This window comes from Comamonas sp. GB3 AK4-5, assembly GCF_041320665.1.
Taxonomy (GTDB): Bacteria; Pseudomonadota; Gammaproteobacteria; order Burkholderiales; family Burkholderiaceae_C; genus Comamonas.
Genome location: NZ_CP166730.1, coordinates 3,995,725 through 4,018,917 on the forward strand (window position 1 = coordinate 3,995,725; position 23,193 = coordinate 4,018,917).

24 protein-coding genes are annotated in these 23,193 nt (G+C 63.8%); 5 read left to right on the forward strand and 19 right to left on the reverse strand.

Annotated elements, in window-relative coordinates; genetic code table 11:
- Positions 1-11 precede the first annotated feature (11 nt).
- The 6 genes from ACA027_RS17865 to ACA027_RS17890 form a co-directional block, all read right to left on the reverse strand.
- Positions 12-1,190, reverse strand: coding sequence for a methyltransferase (locus ACA027_RS17865; protein ID WP_370679539.1), 1,179 nt, complete (start codon positions 1,188-1,190; stop codon positions 12-14).
- Between the two features lie 44 nt (positions 1,191-1,234).
- A complete protein-coding gene (locus tag ACA027_RS17870; protein ID WP_370679540.1) occupies positions 1,235-1,756 on the reverse strand; it encodes an N-acetyltransferase family protein in 522 nt (173 codons plus the stop codon).
- A 478-nt stretch (positions 1,757-2,234) separates the two neighbouring features.
- Positions 2,235-3,671, reverse strand: a complete 1,437-nt coding sequence (locus ACA027_RS17875) for a coniferyl aldehyde dehydrogenase (RefSeq protein ID WP_370679541.1) — start codon at positions 3,669-3,671, stop codon at positions 2,235-2,237.
- A gap of 305 nt (positions 3,672-3,976) precedes the next feature.
- Entirely contained in the window at positions 3,977-4,348 is a 372-nt protein-coding gene (locus tag ACA027_RS17880) for a hypothetical protein (protein ID WP_370679542.1), read from the reverse strand.
- 44 nt (positions 4,349-4,392) lie between these two features.
- On the reverse strand, positions 4,393-6,999 hold the full coding sequence (gene clpB, locus ACA027_RS17885) for an ATP-dependent chaperone ClpB (protein WP_370679543.1): 2,607 nt from the start codon (positions 6,997-6,999) through the stop codon (positions 4,393-4,395).
- Between the two features lie 297 nt (positions 7,000-7,296).
- Positions 7,297-8,214, reverse strand: coding sequence for a helix-turn-helix domain-containing protein (locus ACA027_RS17890; protein ID WP_370679544.1), 918 nt, complete (start codon positions 8,212-8,214; stop codon positions 7,297-7,299).
- 144 nt (positions 8,215-8,358) lie between these two features.
- Here ACA027_RS17890 and ACA027_RS17895 point away from each other — a divergent pair, with 144 nt between their 5' ends.
- Positions 8,359-9,252 carry a DMT family transporter gene (locus ACA027_RS17895; RefSeq protein ID WP_370679545.1) on the forward strand — a complete coding sequence of 298 codons (894 nt, stop codon included), beginning with the start codon at positions 8,359-8,361 and terminating at the stop codon, positions 9,250-9,252.
- A 179-nt stretch (positions 9,253-9,431) separates the two neighbouring features.
- Here the strand turns inward: ACA027_RS17895 and ACA027_RS17900 are convergent, their stop codons facing one another.
- Positions 9,432-10,004 carry a molybdenum cofactor biosynthesis protein MoaE gene (locus ACA027_RS17900; RefSeq protein WP_370679546.1) on the reverse strand — a complete coding sequence of 191 codons (573 nt, stop codon included), beginning with the start codon at positions 10,002-10,004 and terminating at the stop codon, positions 9,432-9,434.
- A 101-nt stretch (positions 10,005-10,105) separates the two neighbouring features.
- Here ACA027_RS17900 and ACA027_RS17905 point away from each other — a divergent pair, with 101 nt between their 5' ends.
- A complete protein-coding gene (locus tag ACA027_RS17905) occupies positions 10,106-10,360 on the forward strand; it encodes a hypothetical protein (RefSeq protein ID WP_370679547.1) in 255 nt (84 codons plus the stop codon).
- Positions 10,361-10,383: 23 nt separating this feature from the next.
- Positions 10,384-10,710 carry a hypothetical protein gene (locus ACA027_RS17910; RefSeq protein WP_370679548.1) on the forward strand — a complete coding sequence of 109 codons (327 nt, stop codon included), beginning with the start codon at positions 10,384-10,386 and terminating at the stop codon, positions 10,708-10,710.
- 54 nt (positions 10,711-10,764) lie between these two features.
- On the opposite strand, the gene ACA027_RS17915 is transcribed toward ACA027_RS17910, so the two are convergent.
- From ACA027_RS17915 to ACA027_RS17970, 12 genes are all read right to left on the reverse strand, one after another.
- Complete coding sequence (locus ACA027_RS17915; protein ID WP_370679549.1) at positions 10,765-11,259, reverse strand: hypothetical protein; 495 nt, start codon at positions 11,257-11,259, stop codon at positions 10,765-10,767.
- Positions 11,260-11,264: 5 nt separating this feature from the next.
- A complete protein-coding gene (locus ACA027_RS17920) occupies positions 11,265-11,699 on the reverse strand; it encodes a hypothetical protein (RefSeq protein WP_370679550.1) in 435 nt (144 codons plus the stop codon).
- On the reverse strand, positions 11,696-12,082 hold the full coding sequence (locus ACA027_RS17925; RefSeq protein WP_370679551.1) for a GIY-YIG nuclease family protein: 387 nt from the start codon (positions 12,080-12,082) through the stop codon (positions 11,696-11,698). Before ACA027_RS17925 ends, ACA027_RS17920 begins: the two co-directional genes overlap by 4 nt.
- 270 nt (positions 12,083-12,352) lie before the next feature.
- Positions 12,353-12,703: a recombinase family protein gene (locus ACA027_RS17930; protein ID WP_370679552.1), complete on the reverse strand. Its 351-nt coding sequence runs from the start codon at positions 12,701-12,703 to the stop codon at positions 12,353-12,355.
- Positions 12,700-14,124 carry a short-chain fatty acid transporter gene (locus ACA027_RS17935; protein WP_370679553.1) on the reverse strand — a complete coding sequence of 475 codons (1,425 nt, stop codon included), beginning with the start codon at positions 14,122-14,124 and terminating at the stop codon, positions 12,700-12,702. Before ACA027_RS17935 ends, ACA027_RS17930 begins: the two co-directional genes overlap by 4 nt.
- 136 nt (positions 14,125-14,260) lie before the next feature.
- On the reverse strand, positions 14,261-14,512 hold the full coding sequence (gene moaD / locus ACA027_RS17940) for a molybdopterin converting factor subunit 1 (RefSeq protein ID WP_370679554.1): 252 nt from the start codon (positions 14,510-14,512) through the stop codon (positions 14,261-14,263).
- Positions 14,513-14,523: 11 nt separating this feature from the next.
- On the reverse strand, positions 14,524-15,777 hold the full coding sequence (gene glp / locus ACA027_RS17945) for a gephyrin-like molybdotransferase Glp (protein WP_370679555.1): 1,254 nt from the start codon (positions 15,775-15,777) through the stop codon (positions 14,524-14,526).
- Positions 15,774-16,340: a molybdopterin-guanine dinucleotide biosynthesis protein B gene (gene mobB / locus ACA027_RS17950; protein WP_370679556.1), complete on the reverse strand. Its 567-nt coding sequence runs from the start codon at positions 16,338-16,340 to the stop codon at positions 15,774-15,776. The genes glp and mobB overlap by 4 nt, the downstream gene beginning before the upstream one ends.
- Positions 16,341-16,423: 83 nt before the next feature.
- Positions 16,424-17,848 carry a threonine synthase gene (gene thrC / locus ACA027_RS17955; RefSeq protein WP_370679557.1) on the reverse strand — a complete coding sequence of 475 codons (1,425 nt, stop codon included), beginning with the start codon at positions 17,846-17,848 and terminating at the stop codon, positions 16,424-16,426.
- A 79-nt stretch (positions 17,849-17,927) separates the two neighbouring features.
- Positions 17,928-19,220 (reverse strand): hypothetical protein, encoded by a 1,293-nt coding sequence (locus ACA027_RS17960; RefSeq protein ID WP_370679558.1) that lies wholly within the window; start codon positions 19,218-19,220, stop codon positions 17,928-17,930.
- A 10-nt stretch (positions 19,221-19,230) separates the two neighbouring features.
- Positions 19,231-20,565 carry a homoserine dehydrogenase gene (locus ACA027_RS17965; protein ID WP_370679559.1) on the reverse strand — a complete coding sequence of 445 codons (1,335 nt, stop codon included), beginning with the start codon at positions 20,563-20,565 and terminating at the stop codon, positions 19,231-19,233.
- Between the two features lie 160 nt (positions 20,566-20,725).
- Complete coding sequence (locus ACA027_RS17970; RefSeq protein WP_370679560.1) at positions 20,726-22,006, reverse strand: pyridoxal phosphate-dependent aminotransferase; 1,281 nt, start codon at positions 22,004-22,006, stop codon at positions 20,726-20,728.
- A 163-nt stretch (positions 22,007-22,169) separates the two neighbouring features.
- Here ACA027_RS17970 and ACA027_RS17975 point away from each other — a divergent pair, with 163 nt between their 5' ends.
- Both ACA027_RS17975 and ACA027_RS17980 read left to right on the forward strand, forming a co-directional pair.
- The gene (locus ACA027_RS17975) at positions 22,170-22,538 is read left to right on the forward strand and encodes an Mth938-like domain-containing protein (RefSeq protein WP_370679561.1); all 369 of its coding nucleotides are present in this window, start codon (positions 22,170-22,172) and stop codon (positions 22,536-22,538) included.
- 132 nt (positions 22,539-22,670) lie between these two features.
- Positions 22,671-23,159 (forward strand): peroxiredoxin, encoded by a 489-nt coding sequence (locus ACA027_RS17980; protein WP_370679562.1) that lies wholly within the window; start codon positions 22,671-22,673, stop codon positions 23,157-23,159.
- Positions 23,160-23,193 lie beyond the last annotated feature (34 nt).

Consider the following 23,193-nt stretch of genomic DNA (forward strand, 5'->3'; position numbering starts at 1 on the left):
GCAAACAGGGCTCAGCTTTGCGCTGCAAGGCGCCACAGCGAGGTGACTTCCTGCGCGCGGGCACTGTGCAGCGGGTCGCTGGCATCCTGGGCTTTGCCATGGGTAGGACGGGTGTCCCGCCGCTCCAGCACCTTCAGGCCGGCTTCTGCAATCCAGGTTTCCAACTGGGCACGGCTGCGCAGGCCCAGGTGCTCGGCCAGGTCGGACAGAATCAGCCAACCCTCACCCTGCGGCGCCAGATGGGCGCGCAGGCCTTGCAAAAAGCCGCGCAGCATGCGGCTGTCCGGGTCATACACCGACTGCTCCAGCGTGGTGTTGGCCTTGCCCGGCAACCATGGTGGGTTGCAGACGATCAGACCGGCCTGTCCTTCCGGGAACAGGTCACAGGCTTGCAAATCCACCTGATCGCTCAGCCCCATGCGCTTGAAATTGTCTTTGGCACAAGAGATGGCACGGGGCGAAAGATCGGTGGCCACCACGCGCTCCACGCCACGCTGCAGCAGCAGCGCCGACAGCACGCCGGTACCTACGCCAATATCAAAAGCCAGGGCTTCGCCAGCTGCCGGCAACGGCGCTTCAGCCACCAGATCCAGATATTCACCCCGCACCGGAGAGAACACGCCGTAGTGCGCATGGATGTGGACATCGTCACCCAGCAAAGGCATGGGCACGCCTTTTTTGCGCCATTCGTGCGCGGCAACCACGCCCAGCAATTCACGCAAGGCCACCACACGGGGGCCTTTGGTGACGGCCGCAGCCCCCCAGGCTTCGTTGAAAGCCAGCTTCCAATCGGGCGCACGGCGCAGCGAAATGACATAGTCAGGCTGCACCACCACCAACAGGCTGTTCAGCACGCGAGCGCGCTGGGCCTGGGACTGGCGATAGAGGTGAAAAGCATGGGGGAAGGTGGGCGCATCGGCCTTGGCGCCCACCTGGCGCCGCTGGTGCCTGGCCTTGGCAGACTCGGCGCGCACCGGCTTGTCCAGACGGCGCTTGAGCGCATCCAGCAAATGGCGGGCGTTCTGGAAATCGCCCTGCCACAGCAGGGCCGTGCCTTCACAGGCGAGGCGGTAGGCGGTGTCGGCAGACAGGCTGTCGTCCACCACTTGCAGGCGGCGCGGCGCGGCAGCAGCGCTTTCGCTGTGCCATGCTGCCTGGAAATCCTTGCCCTGGTGTTGCCATTGCAGCATGGGGGGTGCACTTTCTGGGCCTCACGGCCCGCAGGAAAAAAAGATCAGTTCAAGGGGCGCTTGAGGCGCACTTCCTCGATCTTGACGCCGCCAATGACATTGGTCTTGGCCGTGGTCATCTCGCGCTTGAAGCCTGCGGATTCGTGAAAGCGCAGCGCGCGTTCATTGCGCAGCGGCACCCAGCAGGTGACATTGGTACAGCCTTCTTCGGCCAGACCGTCGCGTGCGGCATCCCACAGGGCCACGCCCACGCCTTGGTCCCAATGGGTCGGGGCCGCGTAAATGGCCCAGATCTCACCGGTAGTCTGGCGCGACTTCTCGTCGCGGGAACGGTCAAAACCGACAAAGCCCACAATCTTGTCGCCATCAATGGCGACTTGCACTTGGGGCTCACTATATTCAATGGCCTCGCGCCAATAAGCCTGGCGCTTTTCAACAGACGACATGGCCTTCAATTGGTCGTCTGGCACGATACCTCGGTAGGCCTCCAAGGCGGACGAAGTGTGAATCTGTGCGATGGCCTTCGCATCGCGAAGCGTAGCGGGACGGACCTGGTAACTGGACATGGAAAACGAAACGAAAACAGCGGTTGAAAAACGAAAGCTGGCAATTGTCTGTGAAACGCTGCCGGGACGCACGTCCTATTGCTGTAGCCATTTGCACCAGTACGGCTGTCAGCAGCGCCTTGCCGTGGTATAGCGGATGTGATAGCAGGCGCTTTCACGCCGCGCCGCGCTGCAGGCACATCCATACAGCAGCGTGAAAGCGGGTGACTTCGCCAGAGACAGCGAGCAAGGGCCGCCCCGCCGCGAGGCTGTCGTCCCCCTGCTGCAAAAGTGGGGAGCGCGATCACGATGTCCCCATGGAGGTGGTTGGCCTCTCGCCCAACTCCCAAGCAACCCATACCGTGTGAGCCCGCACGACCCAACACAGAGACAGCGAGCAAGGGCCGCCCCGCCGCGAGGCTGTCGTCCCCCTGCCCGCGAGCGCAGCGAGCGAAGAGCGGGGGGAAGCCGCGTAGCGGCTCAGGGGGGTGTCGTGTGTTTATCCCCAGCGCTTCAACAGCGCCAAAATCTGGTCAAAGCGCACCCCATAGGGCGGGTACAGCCATTGCATGGCGCTCCAGGGCCCTTGCAGGCACACCGCCTTCTGGTGGCTGAAGCGCAAAAAACCATGCTCGCCATGGTAGGCACCCCAGCCGCTGTCGCCCACGCCACCAAAGGGCAAACTCTCATGGGCCACATGCAGCAGCGTGTCGTTGACGGTAACGCCGCCGCTGACCGTGCGCTGCAGCACCGCGTCCCGCGCTTTTTCGTCCTTGCCAAACCAGTACAGCGCCAAGGGACGTGGCCCGGCATTGATGGCGGCAATGGCGTCGTCCAGCCGGTCATAGGGCACCACGGGCAGGATGGGGCCAAAGATTTCTTCCTGCATCAACGCCATATCGGGCTGCACATTCCACACCAGGGTGGGCAGCATCTGGCGCTGGCTGGCATCGCCCCAGCCGGTGCTGGCTTCCTCCCCCTTGCCGGCAGCGGGGTCCAGGGTCTGCACCTGGGCGCCCTGAGCCTGGGCCTGCTGCAGCAGCTGGCGCAGACGCAGTGCATGGCGCTGGTTGATGATGGCCGCATAGTCCGGATTGCCCACCACCTTGGGATAGAGCTGGGCCACGGCCTGGCGATAGGCCTGCTCAAAGGCCAGCTCCTGGCCACGTGGCAGCAGCAGGTAGTCGGGTGCGATGCAGGTCTGCCCGGCGTTGAGCAACTTGCCATGGGCCACGCGCAACGCCGCCTGCTGCATATCGCAGTCGTTGGACAAAATGCAGGGTGATTTGCCCCCCAGCTCCAGCGTGGTGGGCGTCAGGTGCACGGCCGCGGCCTGGGCCACACGCCGGCCCACTGCCGTGGAGCCGGTGAACATCAGATGATCAAAAGGCAAACCGGCAAACTGGCTGGACAGATAGCTGTCCCCCTGCACCACACAAAACTCTTCAGGTGCAAAAAACTGCGCCACCACGGCAGCCAGCTGCGCGGCCGTATGGGGAGCCAATTCGCTGGGCTTGAGCATGACGCGGTTGCCCGCGGCCAAAGCCGCAATGGCCGGGCCCAATGCCATCTGCAGCGGGTAATTCCAGGGGGCGATGATGCCCACCACCCCCAGAGGCTGGCGCTCGATGCGCGCCCGTGCCGGCCACAGCTGCAACGGTGTCCAGACATGGCGCGGCCGCATCCAGCGCTCCAGTTTGCGCAGGGCCTGCTTGAGCTGGGTGCGCAGCATCAACAGATCGACAAACTCCGTGAGACGCACGGAGCGCACGCCAAAGTCGGCCTGCACCGCCGCCGTGAGCACCGCGCCATGCTCGTCGAGCATGCGCTGCACCCGCAGCAGCCGCTCCTTGCGCAGCATGGCGGGCACCGCCACCTGCTGGCGGCTGGCCTGGTATTGCAGCTCGAAAGCCTGTTGCAAAGCGGGAGAAGTCATGCGCCAGATATCCCTGCAAGAAAAGCATTACCGGGCGCCCAGGCCCGAAACCACAACGCGCTCAGTCAGCGCGCGTGAAAAAGGCTATAGACGCCATGCCGAAAGCCCCCTCACCCCAGCCCTCTCCCCGAAGGGCGAGGGAGTCAAACCAAGGGCACGAGGCAGAGAACTGACGTTGTCGCATGCAGCGGCCCTTTCGCCAGGGCACCGCGCAAGGGCCGCCCCGCAGCGACGGTGCCGTCCCCCTCCCGCATTGCGCAGCAAAGCGAGAGAGGGGGAAGCCGCAAAGCGGCTCAGGGGGTGCTTCACTTTATTTCACGCGGCTGCACATCGGTGATATCGCGGGCCACGCTGGCCAGCACACCGCTGCGCTTGCTGCCGGGAGCACTGGCATCGCTTTCAGAAGCTGCGGCTTCCGCTGCACCACCAGCGCTGCCGGCACCCATGGCACCGGCCCAGCTGTTCGGACTGTAGAAGGACCAGGCTGCGCCGGGGCGCATGGGCATGACCCAAGGCGTCACGGGCCGGCCCGTGAGCTTGGCCCAGAGGGCGCGAGCCCCCCAGACCAGGGCCAGCAGGCTGGCCACCGCCAGCAGGGACACCAGAAATACTGCGCCCGCTAGCAGCAGGAAGATGCGGGTGGCCCAACGTATGGCCGTGTGAGCGAAATTGTTCAAAACATCACCTTTCTTGCATGCCAGGCGTGCGGTTCATGCAGCGCTTACTTCCCAACAGGAGTCGCTTGCGAGAACTGGAACACGCCCGGCGCCTGCACCGGATCGACCGCCACCTCGATGACGCTCTTGGGTGGGAACTTACCCTCAAGCAGCAGCTTGGACAACGGATTTTCGATGCGTTGCTGTATGGCCCGCTTCAGCGGACGGGCACCGAAGATCGGGTCAAAGCCCACTTTAGCCAGTTCTGCCAAGGCCTGTTCGGAAACCTGCAAATACAGCTCCATTTTTTCCAGCCGGGACGCCAGCAAACGCAGCTGAATCCTGGCAATAGCCTCGATGTTCTTGGCATCCAGCCCATGGAAGACCACGGTTTCGTCGATGCGGTTCAGGAATTCGGGTCGGAAATGCGTCTTTAGTTCCCCCCACACCGCTTCCTTGATGTCTTCGGCATCCTGGCCCACCATGCTCTGGATCAGCTGCGAGCCGATGTTGCTGGTCATCACGATCACCGTGTTCTTGAAGTCCACGGTACGGCCCTGGCCATCGGTCAGGCGGCCATCGTCCAGCACCTGCAGCAGCACGTTGAAGACATCGGGATGGGCTTTTTCCACCTCGTCCAGCAGCACCACGCTATAGGGCTTGCGGCGCACGGCCTCGGTCAGATAGCCACCCTCTTCATAGCCCACATAGCCCGGAGGCGCGCCAATCAAGCGTGCCACGCTATGTTTTTCCATGAACTCGCTCATGTCGATGCGGATCAGGTGGTCCTGGCTGTCGAACAAAAAGCCCGCCAGCGCCTTGCACAACTCGGTCTTGCCCACACCCGTGGGGCCCAGGAACAGAAAGCTGCCCAGGGGCTTGTTGGGATCGGACAGGCCCGAACGCGAGCGGCGGATGGCGTTGGAGACCGCATTGATGGCCTCGTCCTGGCCCACCACGCGCTCATGCAGCTTGCCCTCCATCTGCAGCAGCTTGTCTTTTTCGCCCTGCATCATCTTGGCCACCGGAATGCCCGTGGCACGGCTCACCACCTCGGCGATTTCCTCCGCCCCCACCTGGGTGCGCAGCAAACGGTGCTGGGGCGCCTGGCCATCGGCCTCGCTGGCCTGGGCCGCCTTGAGCTTTTTCTCCAGCTCGGGCAATTTGCCGTACTGCAGCTCGGCCACCTTGTTGAAGTCGCCCTTGCGCTTCAAATCCTCGATCTGCACGCGGATCTGGTCGACCTCCTTGCGCAGTTGCTCCGAGCCCTGGGCACTGGCTTTTTCAGACTTCCACACCTCTTCCAGGTCGGCGTATTCGCGCTCCAGGTTCTCGAGCTCTTCCTCGATCAGCTGCAGGCGTTTTTGCGAGGCCTCGTCCTTTTCCTTCTTGACAGCCTCGCGCTCGATCTTGAGCTGGATCATGCGGCGCTCGAGCTTGTCCAGCGCCTCGGGCTTGGAATCGATCTCGATCTTGATCTTGGCAGCCGCCTCGTCGATCAGGTCAATGGCCTTGTCCGGCAGAAAACGGTCGGTGATGTAGCGGTTGGAGAGCTCGGCCGCCGCCACGATGGCGGGGTCGGTAATGTCCACGCCGTGGTGGGCCTCGTAGCGCACCTGCAGGCCGCGCAGAATGGCAATGGTGTCTTCCACGCTGGGCTCTTTGACCAGCACCTTCTGGAAGCGCCGCTCCAGCGCCGCGTCTTTTTCGATGTACTTGCGGTACTCGTCCAGCGTGGTCGCGCCTATGCAGTGCAGCTCGCCCCGCGCCAGAGCGGGCTTGAGCATATTGCCGGCATCCATGGCGCCATCGGCCTTGCCGGCGCCCACCATGGTGTGGATCTCGTCGATGAACAAAATCACGCGGCCCTCTTCCTTGGCCACTTCGTTGAGCACGGATTTCAGGCGCTCTTCAAACTCGCCGCGGTATTTGGCACCAGCCAGCAGGCCGGCCATATCCAGCACCAGCACGCGCTTGTCCTTGAGCGTCTCGGGCACCTCGCCCTCGACAATGCGTTGGGCCAGGCCTTCGACGATGGCGGTCTTGCCCACGCCGGGCTCGCCGATCAGCACCGGGTTGTTCTTGCTGCGGCGCTGCAGCACCTGGATGGAGCGGCGGATTTCATCGTCGCGGCCAATCACCGGGTCCAGCTTGCCGGCGCGGGCGCGCTCGGTCAGGTCCAGCGTGTATTTCTTCAGCGCCTCGCGCTGGCCTTCGGCCTCGGGGCTGTCCACTTTTTGGCCGCCCCGCACGGCCTCGATGGCGGCCTCCATGCGCTTGCGCGACAGGCCGTTGTCCTTGGCGATTTTTGCAGCCTGGGTATCGCTGTCGGCCAGGGCCAGCAGCAGCAGTTCGCTGGCGATGAACTGGTCACCGCGCTTGATGGCTTCTTTTTCGGTGGCCTGCAGCAGGCGGATCAGCTCGGAGTTCGGCTGCACCTCGGCGCCGCTGTCCCCCGTGGGCAAGGCCTTGATGGCGTTTTCCACGGCGGTCTGCATGGCAGCCACCTTGGCGCCCGAACGCTCCAGCAGCGCCCGTGGGCCATCCTGCTGGCGCAGCATGGCAGCCAGCAGGTGCAGGGGGTCGATACGGTTGTGGTCATTGCCCAGGGCCAGGGTCTGGGCCTCGGCCAGGGCTTCTTGGAATTTGGTCGTCAGCTTGTCGATACGCATGATGAAGGGCTCTCTCAACAGCAAAAATGGAACTGCTAGACAGGTGGGGACATCTCGGCCACCTTCAAGATATTGCCCCATGCAGCCGCCCTTGTGCACCTGATCTGCATCAAGTGTCGCGTAGGAGAACCTGCCTTGTGCTCGCAATGCTGCGCCCCAGAGAAAGAAGCGCGGAGGCGCAAAACTGACAAGGCCCACGCCAGGGCTGCCGCGCAAGGGCCGCCCCGCCGCGCTGGTAGCGTCCCCCTGCCCGCGAGCGCAGCGAGCGAAGAGCGGGGGGAAGGCGCCACAGGCGACTCAGGGGGGTGCCCCACCACCCCAACGCACAAACTGCGCCGGCGTCACCCCCCAATGGGCCTTGAAACAACGTACCAAATGGCTGGCGCTGGAAAAGCCGCTGTCCATGGCCAAAGCCTGCAGCGTCGTGGCTTGGCCGGCCGCTGCCAAGGCCTGTCTTGCCCATGCCAGACGCCGCTGCATCACCCAGGCATGGGGTGTGCAGCCCATGCTCTGGTGGAACATGCGGGCAAAGTGGTACTCCGACAAGCAGGCCACACCGGCAAGCGCGGGCAGGCTGAGCGCCCTGCTGTGCGCCAGATGGGCCTCCACATGCTCCAGCACCCGGCGCCGCGCCACGGTGGACAGGCCACCCTGCGGACGCTCTGCGGCCTGGCGCTGGTGCGGCGTGGCCGAGCGCAGCACCAACTGGTCCAGCACCTGCTGGCTCAATTGGTCGGCCCGCAGGGCGTCACCGGGCTGGCTCCAGTCCAGCGACTGCAGCTGCTGGGCCCATTGTTGGTAGAGCGGCTCCTGCATGTAGATTTGCGGCGCCAGCGTGCGGGCGCGCGGCTCTGCATCCAGCAGGCGCACCACGCGCTCCGCCCAGGCCAGATCGGAGACATAAAGGTGCAGAAACTGCACTGCCTCGCCCACCACCCAGTGGGACTCATGGGCCACCGGCAGCACGCAGCTGCGCCCCGGCGCCCCCAGGGCCTGGGGCTGCAGCTTGAGGCGCGAGCCATGGCCGCCCGCCAGATAGACCGACAGCGTGTGGTGGCCTTGCTGGGCATAGCGCACCTCATCGTTCTGGTTGGTCCAGACCGCCAGCTCCAGCCCATCACCCAGGCGTGCACGCCGCTGCAGCTGCGCCTTGGAGCGCCCCAGCACCTGGCTCAGGTGGCAAGCGGGCAAGGAGGACTGCGGCATGGGCGTCATGGCGATATTTTCGCGCCAAGCCCTCGCTCCCCTTGGCGGCGCCCCACAAAACCGCAGGAATCTGCCATGGGCTACGGCTGGCAGAGCGCATCATCACCCCCGCTTTTTCGCAGCTTTGGCTGCCCCACTTGGTTTTTTTGAATGATGACGATGCCTTTGTACGCCCTGGTCGTATTGATCTGGGGCTCCACCTGGTTGGCTTTGAAGCTGCAGCTCGGCGCTGTGCCGGTCGAGGTCTCGATTGCCTACCGCTTTGCCTTGGCCACGCTGGTGATGTTTGCCTGGCTGCTGCTCTCGCGCCAATGGCGCACGCCGCGCGGCGCGGCCATTCCCCGCGTGCTGGGCCAGGGCCTGTGCCTGTTCAGCCTGAACTTTGTCTGCTTTATGTACGCCAGCGAGACCCTGGCCAGCGGCCTGGCTGCCGTGGTGTTCTCCACCGCCAGCATCTGGAATGCCCTGCTGGCCCGCCTGGTCTACGGTCGCCGCCTGGCACCCCATGTGCTGGCCGGCAGCCTGCTGGGCCTGGGCGGCCTGGTACTGCTGTTCTGGCCCGAGCTGCAGCATGGCGCCCATGCCAGCTGGAGCGGGCTGCTGTGGGCCCTGGCAGGCACCTTGTGCTTTTCCTGCGGCAATATGCTGTCGGCCTCGCTGCAGCAACTGGGCTTTCGCCCGCTGCAGACCAATGCCTGGGGCATGCTGGCCGGCACGCTGCTGCTCACGGCCTATGCCTTGATCGCCGGCCTGCCCTGGACTTTCGATGCCCGCCCGGAATATGCAATGGGCCTGCTGTACCTGGCGATTCCCGGCTCGGTGATTGCCTTTACTGCCTACCTGACCCTGGTGGGCCGGCTGGGCCCGGAAAAAGCCGCCTATGCCACGGTGCTGTTCCCCATCGTGGCGCTGAATGTCTCGGCCATCTGGGAAGGCTATGTCTGGACCCCGCTGGCCGTGTTGGGCCTGTTGCTGACCTTGGCCGGCAATGTGCTGGTGTTCAAGCCGCCGCGCTGGCTGCAATATCAGCAAGCTCAAAAAGCATAGCTACCCATGCTTTTTACATAAGGCATGCAAGGCCATCACAACAAGAATTCCCACACGACTTGAGGAAAAATGTTGCGCCCCCAACCGCATAAAACTGGCGCGCTCCAGGCCAGCAGACAGCGAGCAAGGGCCGCCCCGCAGCGAGGCTGTCGTCCCCCAGGGGGAAGCGGCGCAGCCGCTCAGGGGGGGGCCTGTAGCCAGCGTGCCAGGGCCTGCTCATCGCTGACGCGCGCATCCACCCAGCGTGCGCCCTGCGCGGTCTGCTCTTTTTTCCAGAACGGGGCTTCGGACTTGAGATAGTCCATGATGAATTCGCAGGCCTGAAAGCTGCTGCCGCGGTGGGCCGAGGTCACGGCCACCAGCACAATCTGGTCCATGGGCTGCAAGGGCCCGACCCGGTGGATGACGCGGGCGCCATGAATGCCAAAGCGGGCCACGGCGCGATCGATGATGGCCTCTATGCTTTTTTCCGTCATGCCAGGGTAATGCTCCAGCTCCATGCAGCTGATGACATCGCCCTCTTGCGCCGCACGGCCGCCCATAGGCGCAAGGGCCCCCTCGGGGGGCAGCGAGGACACGCCAGTGCCGAGCGTGGGGGCTGCAGTCCGGTCACGTACCGTGCCCACAAAGCTGCAGACCGCGCCCACGCCAGCGTCGCCCGCACGCAGGGCTTGGACTTCGGTGCTCAGATCGAAGTCCTGGGTCTGTATGACCACGCGTGCGGTGGCGGGTGAAGTGGCAGCAATCGACATGCACCGCATTGTGGCAGCAGCCGGCCTGGGCAAAACCCGTCCGTGCCCATGCCCCGGCGGCTCGCGGTAGCATTGCCGCCCCGCCCGCACCCTTGATTCGCATGGCCACCGAAACCATACACACCCTGGAGTACATGCTCTACCCCTCGCCACGCAACGAGCACCGCGTGATCTTCGAGCACCAGAGCTTTGTGCCCCATATGTACACCCTGATCCACCTGCCCGACTACGGCTTTCGCGGCAAGGCCACGCTGTTTTCTGCCCAGCGCAAAAGCGATGGCAAGCAGGGCCAGTTGGTGACCTGCGAGCTGGCCGAAGACCAGGCCCGCTTCGAGCGCCTGTTCGAGGCCGATTGAGCCGGACTGCAGCGGATACGCCCATGGACGACACCAGCCAGATCCAGCCCCCAGACAGTTTTGCCGCGCTGTTCCGCGACCGCGCCGGCCGCATCCGCACGCCGCTGGCCGAGGTGGTGGAGCGCTACGAGCTGTGCGAAGACCTGGCCTGCCACCTGGTGGAGCAGGCGCAGACCCTCTACTACAGCGGCAACTCCAGCGAAGAAGGCGTGCTGCTGGGCTTTCACGCCGGCCTGGCGGCCGAGGGCTCGGTGGTCAGCACGCCGGAAGCCGGCTGGGTGATTCAGCGCCTGGCCGAGCTGCTGGAATGGCGCGCACCGCAGCTGCCACGGGGCGAACAAGCCAGCTGATCGCAGCACCAGCCGACTTACCCCCTTCCCCCAAGGGGCCGCAGAAAAAGCCCTTCAAGCACCACGCTGCAGCGCACGCAGACGTTGCCAGCTGAGGACTCGCCAAGCTTCAGAGCCATAGCCCGCCACCAAATCATGGTCTATGGCGGCCCATGCCGCATCCTGCGGGTCCAGCCCCAAAGCTTCAATGAATGGGGCCTGCACCATAAAACATTGGCGCCGGTAGGGCAGCAGAAAACCGCCGGGATCGTTGGCTACCACTGCCCTGCCCTCTTCGTGGCTGGCAAACCAGATGTGCAGCAAGATGCCTGTGCCTGCCGCATGCCAGAAGCTGCCCAGATCTTCACCAGGAGCCGCCAGACCGGACAGCACGCGGCGCGCATGCTCCCAGTCGGCAAAGCCTGACTCACGGGCCACTTCGTGCAGGGCATCGCGCAAACGGGTCGCGCCGGCCTGGCCTTCGCGCCGGGCCCGGTTCAGCTGCACGCGGGCACGCACCTTGAGCTCGTCAACCAGGGCCTCAGGCCGCAGCGCCCGGGGAGCGGCCATGGCCCTCATAGCCTGCCTCCCACGGGGGTGGCCAGCCGCTCCAGCAACCGCTGGCAGTTGGCCAGCGCGGGGGCATCCACCCCCAGCGCGCCCAAGACCTGGTCGTAGACGGCTTGCGTGGTGCGCTGCGCCTCCACCAGCAGTTGTCGGCCGACCGGGCGCAAGCGCACCAGGCCAGCCACACGCTCCAGCCAACCGGTTTTCTCCATGGGTTGCAGCTGGCGCAAGGTGGCCGCAGGTTTTTGCAGCAGCGCCTTGGCCAGGGCTGGCAAGGCCAGCCCGTCCCGGTCATGTTCCAGCGCCTGCAGCAACTGGTAGTCGGCCAGATTCAGCCCATGCCAGTCGCCCAGGCGCTCATCCAGGCGCTGCTGCAACACGGCCTGGGCGCGCTGCAAGCAGGTGCCAAAGTGCAGGGCATCGACCGCGGTATCGGCGCTCATGGCTGGCCTCCTGGTGCAGAGGGCGTGGGTTGCAATTCAGGCTGCAACTCTGACTGCCATAGCACCAGCAAGGTCTGCAGCTCGGCCTCGTAGTCGAAATCAGGATCGGCGCGTTCCTTGACGCGGTCCAGCACCTCAAAGCGAAAGGCCGCCGCACCATGGCGGACCCAGGCCTGGCGCAGTTCCACATCGCGGGGCAGGCCGGTGCTGAGCTCAAACCGTATGCGATTGAGCATGCCATCCACATTGCGGCTGGCGCCCAGACGCAACAGGCCCGCGGCCTCGCAGCGCACGGCATAAATACCCAAAGGGGGAAAGGATTGCTTGTAGTCCCGCACCAAGGCGCGGCGCGCCTGGGAGGAAAGCAGAAGAGAACTTGTCATGACAGTGCTCCGGGTTGCGTGCACAGCCCCCCGCGTTGGGCCCGTACGGCAACCATGGTCTGTCAAGAACATGTGTGATCGTGAAACAGGGGTGAGAGCCTCTTGTGCGGGCAGGCGCCCCCTTGGCACCTGAAGCGCTCATTGTAGAGGCACATGAAAAAGGCTGCCGAAGCAGCCTTGTTGGTTGTGAAAATCCGAGAAAAATCTGGCTGCAGCGCAATCAGCATCTGCGTATACAGCTATCAAACCCGGAGTTTCTGAACGCCGGCATTACTCCGCGGCCTGATCCGCTGCCGCCCAGTCCGCATAGCGGTTCAAGATGCGCTGCACCTGGCCATGGGTCCAGGGTCCGCCCTTGGCGGCGGCGATACCACGTGCGTTCAGCAGCTCGGCCATTTTGCGGTGGGTCAGGCCCTGGGCCGTGAACTCGGCAAACAGCGCAGCATGTTGGCGCGCAAAGGCGTCGGCCGCGCTTTTGCGCTTTTCCACGGTGGCGCGGATGTTCTGGGCCCCCGCCTTGCCCAGTTGCACGCCGCGGGCCTTGGCCTCGGACAAGGCCTGGCGCGTGCGGGCGCTGATGGCAGCATCAACCACTGGGGTGTCGGGGGTCTTGGAACTCATGGCATGACGGGTGGAATGTAGGCCAGCGATTGTCCCAGGAACCACAGCAGGAACAGCACCAGTGGGATATGCACCAGCAGCTGCACAAAGGTGAAGCCCACCAGGTCACGCGCCTTCAGGCCCAGCACGCCCAAAAGCGGCAGCATGTAGAAGGGGTTGATCAGATTGGGCAGTGCTTCGGCCGCGTTGTAGATCTGCACGGCCCAGCCCAGGTGGTATTGCAGGTCGTTGGCCACTTGCATCACATAGGGGGCTTCGATGATCCACTTGCCGCCACCCGAGGGCAGGAAGAAGCCCAGCACGGCCGAGTACACGCCCATCAGCAGCGCATAGGTGTCGTGCGTGGCGATCTGCGTGAAGAAGGTGGAGATATGGTGGGCAATCGTGGCCCCGTCCACACCCTTGACCTCGGTCATGATGGCGGCAATGGCGCCATACAGCGGGAACTGGATCAGCACACCGGTGGTGGTGGGCACGGCACGGGCCACGGCATCCAGAAAGCTGCGTGGGCGCCAGTGCAGCAGCGCACCCACCATCAAAAAGATCAGGTTGTAGGTGTTCAGACCCGAGATGGCCTGGATGAAGGGCTTGCTGCGGAATTCCTCCACCATCCAGCCCACCGACAGCAGCACCAGGAAGATGATCAGCAGCGGGCTGTATTCCAGCCACTCACCGGGGCGCGTGGGCTTGGCGATGGCATGCACTTCCACCGTGGTGTCCACCTGGCAGCTGGCAGCGTCGCGTGCGGTCTTGTCGCCGGGCGCGGTGATGTAGGCCACGATGACGGAGGCCACCATCAGCACGGCCAGCATGACGCCGGACTGCCACAGGAAAATGGTCTCGGTGAACGGGATCACACCAGTGATGTTCAGAATACCTGCGGGCAGGCTGGCCGGGTTGGCCTGGATCTGCGCGGCCGAGGACGAGATGCCCAGGGCCCACACGGCGCCCAGACCCAGATAGGCTGCGGCGCCAGCGGCGCGGTAGTCCAGCTTCAGGTCGGTGCGGCGGGCCAGGGCCTTGACCAGCAGGCCGCCAAACACCAGGCTCAGGCCCCAGTTCAGCAGCGATGCCGTCATGGACACCATGGCCACCCAGGCCACGGCGCTGCGGCCGTTCTTGGGCACACGTGCCAGGGCTTCAATCAGCTTGGAGGCCGGCTTGGAGCTGGCCACCACATAGCCCCCGATGACCACAAAGGCCATTTGCATGGTGAAGGGGATCAGGCTCCAGAAGCCCTTGCCAAAGGCCTTGCTGGTTTCCTGGGCCGGCACGCCGATGGCAAAGGCCGCCAGCACCACCAGGAAGATGCCGACCACGGCGAACACCCAGGAATCCGGGAACCACTTTTCCGCCCAGCTGGCGCAGCGCATGGCAAAGCGCGCAGAGCGGGTCTCCTCGATATGGACGTGAGTTGTCATGCGTTGAATACTTCTTCTGTAAAGAAGCGCTGCATTCTCTGCATGAACGAGGATGGCAATAAGGAAAACCCCAAAGGGATTTCCCTAGTAGGTAGTCACACGTTTGATGCGAATCAAGCCCTTGGCGCGGTGGGTTTCAGCCCCCGGTCACCGGCGGGAAAAATGCCACCTCGTCGCCCTCTTTCAGCAAGGCGTCGGCGCTGCACATGTCCTGATTCAGTGCCATGCGCACCGGCTTTTCCGGTGCCAGCGCCTGCTGCGCCGTGGCATGGCGCGCGCGCAGTTCCTCGCGCAGCGCGCCCACGGTGGCGGCCTGGGTATGTAACTCCTCGCTGCCCGTGTTCATGGCCTCACGCAGCGATGCAAAGTAACGCACGGTAATCTGCATGACGGGGCTCCTCACAGCAGTTCCGAGAATGGAATAAAACGCACGCGGTCGCCGCGTGCAATCGAGGTCTGGGCCGGGTTGTCCACCACACCATCGCCCCAGACGGCCGAGGTCAGCACGCCCGAGCTCTGGTTGCTGAAGATCTCCAATCCGCCCTGCGCGTTGTGGCGCACACGCAGGAATTCGCGGCGCGCATCGGGCTTGGGCAGGTCAAAATGGGCCACGGCCTCCACGGTACGCGGCGCCACGTCCTGCATGCCTTGCAGGCGCAGCACAAAGGGGCGCACCAGCACCAAAAAGGTCATGAAGCTGGAAACCGGGTTGCCCGGCAGGCCCATGAAATGGGCAAAACCGCCGCCTTCTTTGCGCAGCTTGCCATAGGCAAAAGGCTTGCCGGGCTTCATGGCGATCTTCCACAGGCCCAGCTCGCCCAGCTGTTCCACAGCGGGTTTGACATGGTCTTCCTCGCCCACTGACACGCCGGCGCTGGTCAGGATCAGATCGCAGTCCTGGGCCGCAGCACGCAGGGCTTGCACCGTCTGCGCACGGTGGTCGGGCAGGATGCCTCCATCCACCACTTCGCAGCCCAGACGCTGCAGCAGCGCGCGCAGAAAGTAGCGGTTGCTGTTGTAGATGGCGCCGGGCCGCATGTCCTGCGATGCCACGGTGCCGGGCAGCACCAGCTCATCGCCGGTGGAAAACAAGGCCACACGCGGCTTGCGCGACACGGGCAGCTGGGCCAGGCCTATGCTGGCGGCCAGGCCCAGGGCGGCCGGCGTCAAGCGTGTGCCGGCGGCCAGCACGCGGCTGCCCAGGGCAATGTCTTCACCCGCACGGCGGATATGCTGACCCGGTTTGGGCAGGGCGTTGATGCGTACGCTGCCATAGCCTTGGCTGCTTTCCACGGCCTCGCAGTCTTCCTGCATCAGCACCACATCGGCACCGGAGGGCACGGGCGCTCCTGTAAAGATGCGTGCCGCCGTGCCGGGGGCCAGCTCATGGCCTACCTGGCCGGCGGGAATGCGTTGGCTCACAGGCAGCACGGTGCCGGGCACGGCCACATCGGCCAGGCGCAACGCATAGCCATCCATGGCCGAGTTGTCCAGCGGCGGCACCTGCAGCGGCGAGATGCAATCTGCCCACAGCACGCGGCCATCGGCCTGGAACAGGTCCACGGCTTCGGGGGCATCGAGGCGCTGGGCCTGGGCCTGGGCCAGCACGGTGCTCAGGGCCTCGTCCAGCGAGATCAGAGGGGAAGGTTTCACGCAATTGCTCCTTGCAGGCCTGCCGGGCCTCGGTATTCAAAACAGCTGGCATGGGCCAGCATCCAGTCCACGATGGCAGCGGGCTGGTTCAGGTCCAGCAGCGCCACCGTGGCGGGCGGTTGCTGGGGCAAAGAGGCCGGGTCGTCGGTGGCCAGCGCCAGCACCTGGGGGTCATGGGGAAAGCGCAAGGCGCGTGGCTTGACTCCGGGCTCGGGCTGGCGCCACAGCTCCAGCTTGGGCAGCTCGCCCTGTTTGAAGCCCTCCACCAGCACCCAGTCCACCGCAGGGTTCAGCTCGGCCAGCATGGCGTGCACGTCCAGGTCGCGCTCCTCGCCAAACTCGCGCACCAAGGCCAGGCGCCGGTCGCAGACCAGCAGCACCTCTTGCGCGCCGGCCTTGCGGTGGCGCCAGCTGTCCTTGCCGGGGATGTCAATGTCCACATCATGGTGGGCATGCTTGACGGTGGACACGGTCTGCCCCCGCGCACGCAGCTCGGCAATGATCTGTTCCAGCAGCGTGGTCTTGCCCGCGCCGGAGTAGGCAGCAAAGCCCATGGCCTTCATATGCGTTTGCTCTCTTCCAAATAGCAACCGGCGCTTGGTAGCCAAGCGCCGGCATGCATTTTGACCTCAACAGAAGAACCGTATCAATCGCAATGCTGGGCAATGAATGCCTTGACTTGCTCCACGTCTGCAGCCATGACGGTGACGCGCTTGGGCAGGGCTTCGATGCCGTCGAACTTGGCCGGGCGATCGGGCGATCGGCCCAGGGCCTCTTCGATGGTGGCGGCAAACTTGATGGGCAACGCTGTTTCCAGCACCAGCATGGGCTCGGCCCCCAAATGCTCGCGCGCCACCTTCACGCCGTCGGCGGTGTGGGTGTCGATCATCTGGCCAAAACGCTGGAACGTGTCCTTGATGGTGGCCAGGCGATCGGCATGGGTGCTCTTGCCGCTGACAAAACCATACTTCGCCGCCGCATTCTTGAACACGGGGTCGGCGCTCAGATCGAACTGGCCGGCCTTGGCCACGCCATCGACAAACAAAGCCTTGGTACGCGCGCCGTCGCGGCCCACCAGGTCAAAGACAAAGCGCTCGAAATTGCTGGCCTTGCTGATGTCCATCGAAGGGCTGGAAGTCTCATAGGTGTTGGCCGCGCCACGCACCTGGTAGACGCCGGTGCGGAAGAACTCGTCCAGCACATCGTTTTCATTGGTGGCGACCACCAGCTTGGCAATCGGCAGACCCATTTGCCGCGCCACATGGCCGGCGCAGATATTACCGAAGTTGCCGCTGGGCACGGTGAAGCTCACCTTGTCGGCATTCGACTTAGTGGCCTGCAGATAGCCCGCAAAGTAGTACACCACCTGGGCCAGCAGACGGGCCCAGTTGATGGAGTTGACGGTGCCGATCTTGTACTTGGCCTTGAAGGCGTGGTCGTTGCTGACGGCCTTGACGATATCCTGACAGTCGTCGAACACGCCTTCGATGGCGAGGTTGTGGATGTTGGCGTCCTGCAGGCTGAACATCTGCGCCTGCTGGAAGGGGCTCATACGGCCATGGGGGCTGGTCATGAAGACGCGCACGCCCTTTTTGCCGCGCATGGCGTATTCGGCCGCGCTGCCGGTGTCACCGCTGGTGGCGCCCAGAATGTTCAGCTCGGCATTGCGGCGGCCCAGCTCGTACTCGAACAGATTGCCCAGCAGCTGCATGGCCATGTCCTTGAAGGCCAGCGTGGGGCCGTTGGACAGGGCTTCGATGTGCAGCACGCCGTCCAGTTGGCGCACGGGGACGATGGCCTCGGTGCCAAAGACCTCCTGGGTATAGGTCTTGGCGCACAAGGCCTTCAGGTCGGCCGCGGGAATATCGTCGATGTACAGCGACAGAATCTCAAAGGCCAGGCCCGCATAGCCCTGCGTAGCCAGCGTGCTGCGCAGCTGGCTCAGCTTGGCGTCGTCGATCTGAGGGTAGGCAACCGGCAGGTAGAGGCCGCCATCGGGGGCCAGACCTTCGAGCAGGATGTCACAAAAACGCTTGCGGTCGGCGTGACCGCGGGTGGACAGATACAGCATCAGGGACTCGTCAAAAAAACAGTCTGCAGAACGGGCAGCATCTGTGCCGCCAAGCCTGCCATTATCGGTCAGCCGTGGCTCAAGGCTGGAAATAGCGCTCTGCACCAGGCTTGGTATAGGGCTTCAGTTTCTGGAATGGAATCTGAATGCCACTGCCCAGACACACACCCAGGGCATGGCCTATGCCGGAGACCACAAAGCCCATCTTGCCCGGCTCTCGGAACATCAGCGCCATATACGCATCGGGCAGCAGGTCGGTGCATTCTGTTTCGTCTCTGGGCTCGGGCTGCGCCGCAATGCTGCTGCGGATGAACTCCTGCATGCGGGGGCTGAGCTCCAGCTTGTACTCACCGTATTTCGCACCCTTGAACAGCCGGGTGAAGTCCAGATAACCGCCATGCCTCAAATCCAGCGTGAATGGATCGAGATGGTTGTGGGGATGCGCCCCTCCACAATCGGTGGAGCCAGCCTCGACCACGCCCATCACGGCTTTGCTGAGGTAGGTGACATTGATTACTTCCGCGTCATAGCCCCCCAGCGATCCCGCTGCCGGGCCATCGTTGAGATAGATCGAGGCTTTGCAGGCCAAAGCCTCCAGACTCATACCCCAGTGACGCTGCTCCAGGATGGCATTGGTCTGGGCCAGAATCTTGGCGTCGGGATGACGGGTGAGGCGCGGATACCAGAGCTTGGTGCGTGCATCGCGCACGGGTCGCCAGGCCAGGTCGGGGGCCACCACCACTTCCTTGCCCAACTCCAGCCGCTGCTGGGCCAGGCGCAGATAGTCATAAGGCGTGACTTGCTCGCTGATGGCCACGCCTTGCGAAAGCCCGCCGCCAGCACCCCACACAATCGCCTTGCTCACAGCTTCCACGCCCCTGGGCTCCAGCACCTCGGGGTCGTAATGTGCAATGCGTCTGAGGCTGAGCGGCAGCTTTTTGCCATGGATGCCATCCACCCATTCGCCGCTCAGACTGTCGCCTTGCTGCTGCAGACGCCAGACCACGGCACGCCCGCTGGCATCGGTGAACAGCGGCCCCTGATGGCCCAGCGCTTCCGTCAGCTCCGGCCGCAGTGGCTGGCCCTCGGCCAGTGCATGCAACGGCCCCCCGAGTGGAATGTCCACGCCGTGGCGGCGATAGAAATAGCGGCCTTGGCGCGAACCATCGGCCTGGGGCTTGCCCAGCTCCATCACCACCTCGGAGCCGCCCAGCGTGCCGCGATACACATCCACAGGAGCGGCAAAAGCCACAGCAGCGGCGCCCACAGAAAAGGAAAAGGCCAGCGCCATCAGGCGCCAGCCTTTGCAAAAAAAGCCGGTGCGCCGATCGCACTGGCCAGGGATGAATCCGGGTTGCGTGCGATCGTGCATCAAGGCTTTCTTAGTTCAGCTCTTCCTTGCGGATGCGGGTGATGGGTGCCAGCACCGTGGGCAGGGCTTGGATCTCGGCCAGGGCCTGGTCCATATCGCCTTCGCGCGTGTCGTGGGTGAGGATGATGAGGTCGGTCTGGGTCGAGCCCTCGCCGCCCACTTCATCGGCTTCACGCTGCAGCACGGCATCGATGCTGATGCCGGCATTGGCCAGGATGCCGGTGATCTTGGCCAGCACGCCGGCCTCGTCGGCCACGCGGATGCGCAGGTAGTAGCTGGTGACCACCTCGGCCATGGGCAGCACAGGCAGCTCCTTGCCGGCAGCGCCCAGGGTGTTGCTCTGGAAGGCCAGCGGCGGCACGCTGTGGGCCAAGTCGGCGCCGTGCAGGCGGGCAATGTCCACCAGGTCGGCAATCACGGCCGAGGCGGTGGGCTCGGAGCCCGCGCCCTTGCCGTAGTACAGCGTGGTGCCCACGGCGTCGCCATGCACCACCACGGCGTTCATGGCGCCTTCCACATTGGCGATCAGGCGCTTGGCCGGCACCAGACTGGGGTGCACGCGCAGCTCGATGCCCTTGTCCGTGCGCTTGGTGATGCCCAAGAGCTTGATGCGGTAGCCCAGCTGCTCGGCGTAGCGGATGTCGGCGCCGGACAGCTTGGTGATGCCTTCCACATAGGCCTTGTCGAACTGCACGGGGATGCCAAAGGCAATGGCGCTCATCAGCGTGGCCTTGTGGGCGGCGTCCACACCTTCGATATCGAAGGTGGGGTCGGCCTCGGCATAGCCCAGCGCTTGGGCTTCTTTCAGCACCACGTCGAAGTCCAGACCCTTGTCACGCATCTCGGACAGGATGAAGTTGGTCGTGCCGTTGATGATGCCGGCCACCCATTGGATGGAGTTGGCGGTCAGGCCTTCGCGCAGTGCCTTGATGATGGGAATGCCACCGGCCACGGCCGCTTCATAGGCCACGATCACCCCCTTCTCGGCCGCGGCCTGGAAGATTTCGGTGCCATGCACGGCCAGCAGCGCCTTGTTGGCCGTGACCACATGCTTGCCGGCGGCAATGGCTTCCAGCACCAGGGCCTTGGCAATGCCGTAGCCACCGATCAGCTCCACCACCACGTCGATGTCGGGGTTGGCAATGACTTCGCGTGCATCGCCCACCACCTTGGCCGCATCACCGACCACCTGCTTGGCGCGTGTCATGTCCAAGTCGGCCACCATGGCAATCTCAATGCCACGACCCGCGCGGCGGCGAATCTCTTCTTGGTTGCGCTGCAGCACGTTGAAGGTGCCGCCGCCCACGGTGCCAATGCCCAACAGGCCTACTTGGATCGGTTTCATAAGGTTTTAAAATTACCAGTCAAAAGGGACTGCATCGCTTACTGGATATGCGTGTGCAGCTATCAAAATAGGCACGATTTACGCCAACCCGGCAGGGGCAAGTACTTTGCCCTGGGGCACAAGCCATGCGCCCTCCTTGCTGGCGTAAGTCCTCATCGGTTTAGGCCACCGCTTTGTCGGCCTTGACCTTGGCGGGCTTGAGCAGGCTCAGCTTGTCCGTGCCATGGCGCTGGCGGTATTTGGCCAGGAAGGTGGCCAGGCGGTTGATGGCCTCGCGCAAATCGGTTTCATGCGGCAGGAAGACGATACGGAAGTGGTCCGGCTCGGGCCAGTTAAAGCCCGTGCCCTGCACCAGCATGACCTTGGTTTCCTGCAGCACTTCGAGGAAGAACTCCTGGTCGTCCTGGATGGGATAGACCACGGGATCCAGGCGCGGGAACATGTACAGCGCAGCCTGGGGCTTGACGCAGCTCACACCGGGAATGGCATTGATCATCTCCCAGGCCAGGTCGCGCTGCACACGCAGGCGGCCGCCGGCCTGCACCAGCTCATCGATGCTCTGGTGGCCACCCAGCGCCGTCTGCACGGCCCATTGGCCGGGCACGTTGGCACACAGGCGCATATTGGAGAGCATGTTCAGGCCCTCGATGTAATCCTTGGCGGGCTTTTTGTCGCCCGAGATCACCATCCAGCCGGCGCGGTAGCCGCAGCTGCGATAGGCCTTGGACAGGGAGTTGAAGGTGATGGTCAGCACATCGGTGGACAGGCTGCCCAGCGGGGTGTGCACCACATCGTCGTACAGCACCTTGTCATAGACCTCATCGGCAAAGATCACCAGGCCATGCTCGCGGGCGATCTGCACGATCTCCTGCAGCAACTCCTTGGAGTACAGGGCGCCCGTGGGGTTGTTGGGGTTGATGACCACAATGGCCTTGGTGCGCGGCGTGATCTTGGCGCGGATGTCGTCCAGCTTGGGCATCCAGCCATTGGCCTCGTCGCACATATAGTGCACCGGCGTGCCGCCGGACAGGCTGGTCACGGCCGTCCACAGGGGGTAGTCGGGTGCGGGCAGCAGCATCTCGTCGCCGTTGTCCAGCAAGGCGTTGGTGGCCAGGGCGATCAGCTCTGAGGCGCCATTGCCCAGATAGATGTCGTCCAGCGCCACACCCTTGATGCCCTGCTTTTGCGTCTCATGCATCACGGCCTTGCGCGCCCCAAAAATGCCCTTGCTGTCGGAGTAGCCAGCCGAGTTGGGCAGATTGCGGATCATGTCCTGCTGCACTTCCTCGGGCGCATCGAAGCCAAACACGGCCAGATTGCCGATGTTGAGCTTGATGATCTTCTGGCCGTCTTCTTCCATCTTCTTCGCCGCGTCCATGATCGGCCCGCGGATGTCATAGCAGACGTTGGCTAACTTGGCAGATTTCTGGACGGTCTTCATAAGAGGATTTCCGGTTTTTCAGAGGAGAGGCCAAGGCGCACCCGCGCCCCGGTGAAACCTATAATTTGACCACAGTTCCGCGCGTACGCCTTGTGCAGGCGCGGATTGCGGCTGCGCCCGTTGGGACGGTGTGGCATCTTGATCCCAGAAGGAGCACCCGCCCATGAAATTCCAACCCGACCAATCCGACGCGCAAACCATTACCGGCTATGGCCCGGGCTGGCTGGCCGTGAACAAGACCCCGCACAGCCACAGCCTGCTGGTGGGCTCGGACGGCCTGCTGCAAGCCTGGAACTGCAGCCGCTTTGAAGACCTGACGGCCGAGCATTTCGCGCTATTGGCCGAGCAGTCGGTGGAAGTGGTGATTTTTGGCAGCGGCGACAAGTTGCGCTTTGTGCCGCCGGCCTGGCTGGCCCCGCTGATGGCCAAGCGCATTGGCGTGGAAACCATGGGCACATCGGCCGCCTGCCGCACATTTAACGTTTTGTCACAAGAAGGCCGCCCAGTGCTGGCAGCCCTACTTGTTGAGTAGGCTCCTCAGCGGATTTCATTTTTAGGGGGATTCAGGGTAAAATCACAGGTTGCGGTCGGGGGCTTACAGAGTTTGATGCAGTACACCCATACCCTCGGCTTTTCGTAGTTTATATCCGAGAGATAGAAGCGCATGGCGATCGTTGTCAACAAACCCCTTCCTGAATTTGAAGCCAACGCTACCGGCGGGATCAAGGTGTCGAACACCTCCCATACAGGCCAGATCGTAATCCTGTATTTCTACCCTAAGGACAATACGCCTGGCTGCACCACAGAAGCCATGCAGTTCCGCGACAAATACAAGGATTTCGAAAAGGCAGGCGCCGCCGTGTTCGGCGTTTCGCGCGACAACATGAAGTCGCACGATGACTTCAAGACCAAGCTCGAACTCCCCTTCGAGCTGATTGCCGATACCGAAGAAAAAATGTGCCATATGTTCGGCGTGGTCAAGAACAAGATCATGTACGGCAAGAAGGTCAAGGGCATCGAGCGCTCCACCTTCCTGGTCGCACCCGACGGCACGCTGGCGCAAGAATGGCGCGGCTTGAAGGTCCCCGGCCATGTGGATGAAGTCCTCAAGGCCGTCAAGGGCCTGAAGGCAGCCATCAAGAAGGCGGCCTAATCCGACCTCCAGCACTAGCGGCTCGGCCAGTTCG